Annotated in this window: 1 protein-coding gene and 1 pseudogene; one reads left to right on the top strand and one right to left on the bottom strand. The window is 76.1% G+C overall.

Translation table 11 applies throughout. The features are described 5' to 3' along the window. On the bottom strand, positions 1-7,899 hold a 7,899-nt coding region (locus E1284_RS35935; RefSeq protein WP_131944616.1), incomplete at its 3' end, for a non-ribosomal peptide synthetase. A gap of 134 nt (positions 7,900-8,033) precedes the next feature. On the opposite strand from E1284_RS35935, the pseudogene E1284_RS35930 reads away from it, so the two are divergent. After that, a pseudogene (locus tag E1284_RS35930) lies at positions 8,034-8,217 on the top strand (salicylate synthase); the annotation flags it as partial.

The following is an 8,217-nucleotide window of genomic DNA, read 5'->3' as shown; positions in this document are numbered from 1 at the left end:
GTCCCGCAGTTCGCCGGGGGCCGGGTCGGTGCCGGGGAGGCCGGCGAGGGCGCGGGCGGTCTCCGGGTCGTCCAGCGCGAGTGTCGGGCCGGTGAAGGCGAGCCCGGCGGCGATGTCGCGGTGCGAGACCAGGCAGGCGGGGGCCGCGTCCTGGAGCATGTAGTCGAGCCGGTCGGCCGGGTGGTCGAGTTCGAGCGGCAGGTACGCGGCGCCGGTGCGCAGGACGGCGAACAGCGCGACGACCATCTGCGCGGAGCGGGGCAGCGCGAGGGCGACGACCCGCTCCGGGCCCGCCCCGTGCGCGATGAGGAGGCGGGCGAGGCGGTTGACCTCGGCGTTCAGCTCCCCGTAGGTGAGGCGCACGTCGGGAAGCGAGACGAGCGCGAGGTCTCCGGGCTGCTCCGCCGCGCGTTCGGCGAGCAGTTCCGCGACGGTCAGCTCGGGGACGGGATGCCGCGCCTCGTCCCAGTCGCGGCGGATCCCCTCGTGTTCCTCGGGGACGAGGAGGTCGAGGCGGTGGCAGGGCGCGCCGGGGTCGTCGGCGAGCTGGTGCAGGACGCCGAGGTAGCGGTCGGTGACGCGTTCGGCCTCGGCGCCGGTGAAGGCGTCCCCCCGGTACATGACGCGCAGCCCCGTGCCGGGTTCGACGACCATCGTGATCGGGTAGTGGGTGGCGTCCCGGACCTCGCGGCCGAGGACGCGGAGGCCGCCGTCCGGGCCGAAGCCGCGGCCGGTCGGCATGCCGGGGAAGTTCTGGAAGACGAACAGCGTGTCGAAGAGCGTCCCGAGGCCCGTGGCGCGCTGGACGTCGGCGAGCGCGACGTAGGAGTGGTCGAACAGCTCGGACTGCGCCTGCTGGACGCGGTCGAGCACGGCCGCCAGCGGGTCGGCGGGGCCCGCCTGGACTCGGACGGGGATGGTGTTGAACAGCAGGCCGACCATGGATTCGACGCCGTCCACGTCGGGGTGGCGTCCCGACACGGAGGCGCCGAAGACGACGTCGTCCCGCCCGGTCAGGCCCATCAGGACCAGGCCCCACGCGGTCTCGAAGAGGGTGCCGGGGGTGACGCCGCGGTCGCGGGCGACGGCGTCGAGCCGTTCGGCTAGGGCGGGCGGGAGCGGCCGGTGCACCTCCCCTGCGTCCGCGAGGTCGGCGGTTCTGCCGGCCAGGCCGGGGCGGACGAGGGCGGGCTCGTCGAAGCCGTCGAGGGCGCGGCGCCAGGCGTCCACGGCGGCGGCCTTGTCGCGGGTGCCGACCCAGTCGAGGAAAGCGCGGAACTGCGGGACGGGACGCGCCGCCTCCGCGGCGGCATCGGTGTAGGAGTCGAGCAGCGAGGTGACGAGGAGGCCGCCCGACCAGCCGTCCAGCAGGATCAGCTCGGAGGTCAGGATCAGGCGGTGGTCATCGGCGGCGAGGGTGGCCAGCGCGAACCGGATCAGCGGCGGCTCGCCCGGGTCGAACGGTTCCGCTCGCTGGGCGTCGATGAACGCTTCGAGGTCGCCGGGGGCGACGGTGGCGTGCGTCCAGGGCACGTCGACGTCGTCGGGGACGAACTGCACGGCGCGGTCGCCGTCCGTCCTGAACCCGGCGCGGAGGTTCGGGAACTTGGTCAGGACCGCGCGCGCCGCGTCCGCCATCCGGCCCGCGTCGACCGGGCCGGACAGCGTCACCACGGCCTGCTGGACGTAGATGTCGCGGCCTTCGCCGGCGAGCATCAGGTGGAAGAGCAGGCCCTCCTGCAGCGGCGAGAGCGCAAGCTCGCCGAGCGGTTCGGCGGCCCGCGCGGAGACGGCGCCGGCGGCGGGCGCGGCCGTCCGGGCGAGCCTCTCGACCGTGCGGAGGCGGAAGACGTCGCGGACGGTGAAGGACAGCCCGGCGCGGCGGGCGCGGGCGACGAGGAGCGCCGCGCCGATGCTGTCGCCGCCGGTGCGGAAGAAGTCGTCGTCGGCGCCCACGGTGCCGCGGCCGAGGACGCCGGCGGCGAGGGCGGCGAGGACGCGTTCCGGCTCGGTCGACGGCGCCCGCCCGCCGGCGGGCCGCCCCGGCTCGGGGAGCGAGCGCCGGTCGACCTTCCCGTTCGGGTTCAGCGGCAGCTCGTCCAGGACGACCAGGTCGGCCGGGACGAGATGGCCGGGCAGCAGGCTCCGCAGCGACTCGTGCAGCGCCCCGGTGTCGGCGTCGCCGACGACGTACCCGACGAGGCGGGAGCCGTGCGCGGCCACGGCGGCCCGCCGGACGCCCGGCTGGGCGCCGAGCACGGCCTCGACCTCGCCCGGCTCGATCCGGAAGCCGCGGATCGTGATCTGGTCGTCGGTGCGGCCGAGGAAGTCGAGCCCGCCGTCCGGGCGGCGCCGGACCCGGTCGCCGGTCCGGTAGAGGCGGGAACCGGGCGGGCCGAACGGGTTCGCGACGAACCGCTCGGCGGTGCGGGCCGGGTCGCCGAGGTAGCCGCGCGCGAGCCCGTCGCCCGCCAGGTACAGCTCGCCGGCGGGGACCTCGCGGAGCGCGGCGTCGAGGACGTGCGCGCGGGTGTTGGCGATCGGCGTCAGTCCCCCGGCTTCCGCGATGAGGCTGTCGCCGGCGGCCTCCGAGCACCCGTACAGGTCGACCAGCCGGGCCGGGACCTGCTCGGCGAGCGCGGCGGGCAGCGCCTCCCCGCTGCTGATCCAGGTGGTGACCGACGGCGGCAGCCCGTTCTCGGCGAACGCGGCGAGCAGGCTCGGGACGAGCGTGACGAGCCCGGCGCGGTGCCGTTCGATGAAGTCGGCGAGCGCGACGGCGTCGGCCGCGGTCGCCTCGTCGGCGATGACGACCGTGTCGCCGGCGGCGAGGCCGCCGAGCAGTTCGGTCGTGCCGTCGATGAACGCGGGCGGCGACTTGGCGACGCGGACGCCGGGCGCCGCGAGGTCCGCGCCCCAGGCGAGGCGGTTGGTGAGGGCGCGCTGGGTGCCGGCGACGGCCTTCGGCGTCCCGGTCGACCCGGACGTGAAGATCACATAGGAGAGGTGGTCGGGGCGGAGGTCCGGGCGGACGCGGCGGGGCGCGTCCGGGGGCAAGGCGTCGCGGCCGAGGACGAGCAGCGGCCGGACGGCGTCCAGCATCGCCTCGACGCGCGCGGGCGGGTACGACAGGTCGATCGGCAGGTAGGCCGCGCCCGCCTTGAGGACGGCGAGCAGCGCGACGGCGAACGCGTCCGAGCGGGGCAGGGCGAGCCCGACGACGCGCTCCGGGCCGGCGCCGGCGGCGGCGAGCCGGTCGGCGAGGTCCTCGGCGCGCCGGTCGAGGTCGGCGTAGGTGAGGGCGGTGTCGCCGAAGACGACGGCGGTCTTGTCCGGGGTGCGCGCGGCCTGGTCCTCGATGAGCGCGGCGACCGTCTTGATCGGGAAGTCGCGGGCGGTGTCGGGATGCTCGACGGCCGCGCCGAGGGAGGAGAGCCGCAGTCCGGGGTCGGCGGTGACCTGGGCGATCAGGCCGCCGAGGGAGTCCAGGAGCCCTTCGACGGTGGCGGCGTCGAAGAGGTCGGCGGCGTACGCGGCGAAGCCCTCGATCTCGTCGTCGCCCTCGGCGAAGTAGAGGTCGAGGTCGGACTTCACGCCGCCGGTCTCGGGCAGGAACGGCTCGGCGCGGACGCCCGGCAGCGCGAGGCGCACGTCGTCCAGCCGCTGGTGGACGATCATCACCTGGAACAGCGGGCCGCGGGCCAGCGAGCGTTCGGGGGCGAGCCGGTCCACGACCCGCTCGAACGGGACGTCGGCGCGGGAGAACGCGGCGAGGTCGGCGGCCCGCACCCGGTCGAGCAGCTCGGCGAAGCTCGGGTCGCCCGACAGGTCGGCGCGCAGGACGAGCGGGTTGACGAACACCCCGACCAGGCCGGCGAGGTCCTCGTCGGCGCGTCCGGCGATGGGTGAGCCGAGCGCGATGTCGTCGCCGGCGCCGGACCGCTGGAGCAGCGCGGCGACGGCGGCGTGCAGCACCATGAACACGCTGGTCCCGGTGTCGCGGGCCAGCCGCCGGACCGCGGCGGCCGGGAGCCGGAACGGCACCAGCCCGCCCCGGTGGCTCGCCTCCGCCGGGCGCGGCCGGTCGAGCGGCAGGACCGTCTCCGCGGGCAGTCCGGCGAGCGCCTCCGCCCAGAAGTCGAGCTGGGGGGCCGGGTCGGGGGCGGCGTCGCGCTGCCAGGCCGCGTACTCGGCGTACTGGACGGGCAGCGGCTCCCAGTCGGGTGCGCGTCCGCCGCGCCGGGCCTCGTAGGCGCGGGAGAGGTCGGCGAGCAGCGGTGTGAACGACCACTCGTCGGCGGCGGCGTGGTGCAGCAGCAGGATCAGCGAGCGCTCGTCGTCGCCGGTCCGGACGAGGGTGCCGCGGACGGGCAGGTCGCGGCCGATGTCGAAGGCGTGCGCGGCGGCGTCCCGCTCGACGGCCGCGACGCGCTCCGGGGTCTCGCCCCGCGCGTCGATGACGGAGAGGCGGGCGTCCGCTTCCCGGACGTGCTGGACGGGCAGCCCGTCCGGTCCCTCGACGAGCAGCGTGCGCAGCGCCTCGTGGCGGGCGACGACGTCGGCGAACGCGGCGCCGAGCGCGTCCTCGTCCACCGGGCCGCGGAGGCGGAGTCCGAGCGGGAGCGCGTAGGAGGCGGACGGGCCGCGCAGCCGCTCCTCCAGCCAGAGCCCGCGCTGCGCCGCCGACGCCGGGACGATCGCGGGCCGTTCGACGTCGCGCACCCGCACCACGTCGGTCGTCACCAGCCTGGGCGCGAGGGCGGCGACGGTCGGGGCCTCGAACACGTCCGCGATGGACGGTCCCGCGCCGAGGACGGCGCGGGACTTCGCCGCGACGCGGGTCGCGAGCAGCGAATGCCCGCCGAGCGCGAAGAAGTCGTCGTCGATGCCGACCCCCTCGACGCCGAGCAGCTCGGCGAAGATCGCGCACAGGGCCGCCTCGCGGGCGTCGCGCGGCGCGCGGCCGGAGACAGCGGCCTCGGGCGCGGGCAGCGCGGCGCGGTCGAGCTTGCCGTTGACCGTGCGGGGCAGCGCGTCGAGGGCGATGAGCGCGGACGGCACCATGTACGCGGGCAGCGCGCCGGCGAGCGCGTCGCGGAGGTCCGTCTCGCCGGCGCCGTCCGCCGGGACGTAGTAGCCGACGAGCCTCGGCTCGCCGGGGCGGTCCTCGCGGACCACGACGGCCGCCTGTGCGACGCCCGGCTGCGCGGCCAGGACCGCCTGCGTCTCGGCCGGCTCGATCCGGAACCCGCGGATCTTCACCTGGTCGTCGGTGCGGCCGAGGTACTCGATCGACCCGTCGCGGGCGCGGCGCGCCAGGTCGCCCGTCCGGTACATGCGGGAGCCGGGCGGCCCGTACGGGTCCGCGACGAAGCGTTCCGCCGTGAGGCCGGGGCGGCCGGCGTAGCCGCGGGCCAGCTGGGCGCCCGCCAGGTACAGCTCGCCGGGCACCCCCGGCGGCACGGGGCGGAGCCGCGCGTCGAGGACGTGCGCGCGGGTGTTCCAGAACGGGCCGCCGATGCCGGACGCGGGCAGGTCCGCGGAGGTCGCCCAGATCGTCGCCTCCGTCGGCCCGTACATGTTGGTCGCGAGCGCCGCCCCGGCCCGCAGCGACTCGGCGAGCGCCGCCGGCAGCGCCTCGCCGCCGACGAGCACCCGGAGCCCCGTCAGCGCGGCGGGTTCGAGCGTGCCGAGCAGCGACGGGGTGCCCTGCACGACCGCGGCGTCCTTCAGCAGCCCGGCCAGCGCGGCCGGGTCGCGGACGGTCGCCCGGTCGGCGAGGACGACGGTCGCGCCGCTGATCAGGGGCACGAACAGCTCCAGGGCCGCGATGTCGAACGCGATCGTCGTCACCGCGACGAGCCGGTCCCCGGCGCCCAGGCCCAGCTGCGCGCGGGTCGCGAGCAGGAAGTTCGCCAGCGCGCCGTGCGGGATCGCCACGCCCTTGGGCCGTCCGGTCGAACCGGACGTGTAGATGACGTAGGCGAGCTGGTCCGCACCGATGTCGCCGGCGGGTGCGGGCTCCGGCGGCAGGGGGCCGTCGAGGACGAGGAGGTCCGCCGTGTCCGGGAGGAGGTGCGCGGTCTCCGGTGCGGCGATCGCGCAGAGGGGCCGGGCGTCGTCCAGCATGGAGGCGAGGCGGTCGGCGGGGTGGTCCAGGTCGAGCGGCAGGTACGCGGCGCCCGCCTTCAGGACGCCCAGCAGCGCGACGACGAGATCCGGCGTGCGGGGCAGCGCGAGCGCGACGACGCTCTCGGCTCCGGCGCCCCTGGCGCGAAGTTCCGCCGCGAGCGCCGAGGACCGCTCGTCCAGTTCGGCGTAGGTGAGTGACTCCGTCCCGGCTTCGACGGCCGTGGCGCCGGGCGTGCGGGCGGCCTGCTCCGCGAACAGCGCGACCACGTCCGTCTCGGGCACCGGCCGCTCGGTGGCGTTGGCGGCCTCGATGAGAGCGCGCTCGCCGGCGTCCATGATGTCGAGGTCACCGATGGGGCGGTCCGGGTCGGCGGTGGCGTCCCCGAGGAGCGTCTCCAGGTGGACGAGCAGCGCGTCGATGCGCTCGTCGTCGAACAGCCCGCGCCGGAACGTGGCCTCGACGGTCATGCCCTGCGGCCGGAGGAACGCTTCCAGCGACAGGTCGACATGGGTCGTGCCGTTGTGGATGTGCGTCCAGCTCGACGTGACGCCCGGCAGGTCGAGCTCGCCGATCTCCTGGGCGAGGAAGAGCAGCATCGTGTCGAAGAACGCCGACCTGCCGCGCCCCCGCGCGGGGCGGAGTTCCCGGACGATCCGGTCGAAGGGCGGCGCCTGGTGCGCGAAGCCTTCGGTGACCGTCCGGCCGGTGCGCCGCAGCGCCTCCCGGAACGTCGGCGCGCCGGACAGGTCGGTCCGCAGCACGAGCGTGTTGCCGAAGTTGCCGACGAGCCGCTCGGTCTCGGCGTGCTCCCGGTTCATCACCGCCGACCCGATCGCGATGTCGTCCGCGCCGGTGTAGCGGTGCAGCAGGACGGCGTAGGCCGCCGTCATCACCATGTAGGGGGTGAGGTTCTCCTCGGCGGCGAGCTTGCGCATCCCCTCGGTGACGGCGTCGCCGAACCGCCGCGCGCGGCGCCCGCCCCGCTCGTCGGCGGCGGCGCCGCGCGGACGGTCGGCCGGCAGGTCGAGCGGCGCGGGCGGCGGGTCGAGGCGCCCGCGCCAGTAGGCGAGGTCGGCCTCGTCGGCGGGCCGCCGCTGCTCCCACTCCGCGTAGTCGGCGCACTGGACGTCCAGCGCCGGCAGGCCGTCGGGCTCGCCGGTGACGGCCGCGCGGTAGAGGGCGGACAGGTCGCGCGACAGCGACCCCCAGGTCATCCCGTCCCACGCGATGTGATGGACGACCAGGACCAGCGCGTGCTCGCCCTCGCCGAGCCCGAGCAGCTCCAGCCGGATCGGCCGCTCGTTCCGCAGGTCGAACGGGATCGCCGCCAGCTCCGCCGCCCGCGCCTCGGCGTCCGCGCACGGAACCGGCGCGAGCTCCAGGGTGTCGTCGCCGGTGACGACCTGCACCGGCCGGGCCTCCGCCCCGTCTTTCGCACCGTCCTCCGCGCCTTCCTCCGTGTACGTCGTGCGGAGGACGGCGTGGCGGCGGATCAGGCCGCGCAGCGCCTCGCGCAGGGCACCGGGGTCGAGCGGCCCGTCCATGCGGACGAGCAGGCAGACGTTGTAGGCGGGGCTGTCCGGGAAGGTGCGGTGGTGCAGCCACATGCTCTGCTGCGCGTGGGACAGCGGGGCCGGCCCGTCCGATCCGCGGGGGGTGATCCGGGCGTCGCCGGACCCCAGCCCGGCCTCGGCCATCATCCGCCGCATCAGTTCGCGCCGCCGCGCCGCCGTCGTCCGCACGCCCGCCCTCTCGTCCACCGCCATGATCACGAGTTAGGTTAGCCTTGCCTATGTTGACCATGCAAGGTTAGCCTTACCTAACTTGATCTTCCGGCCGCGAGAGGGAGTTGGCTGCCTTGTCCATCGGTCTGCGCGCTGATGCGAATCCCACGGAGCTCGTGCTGGAGTGCCCCTCCGAGCCCCTCGCCGCCATGGCCCGGCTGGCCGGATCCGGCCTGTTCGGCGACTACGTGGTCTACGAGCGGCCCGGCGCGTGGACGTTCGCGGGCGGCGTGCTCGGCGAGGTCGTCCTGGACGCCGGCGCCGTCCGGACCCGCTGGCCGGACCGGCCCCCGTCCACCC

The organism is Actinomadura bangladeshensis, from assembly GCF_004348335.1.
In the GTDB taxonomy this organism is placed as follows: Bacteria; Actinomycetota; Actinomycetes; order Streptosporangiales; family Streptosporangiaceae; genus Spirillospora; species Spirillospora bangladeshensis.
This window is presented reverse-complemented; position numbering and strand designations above follow the sequence as displayed.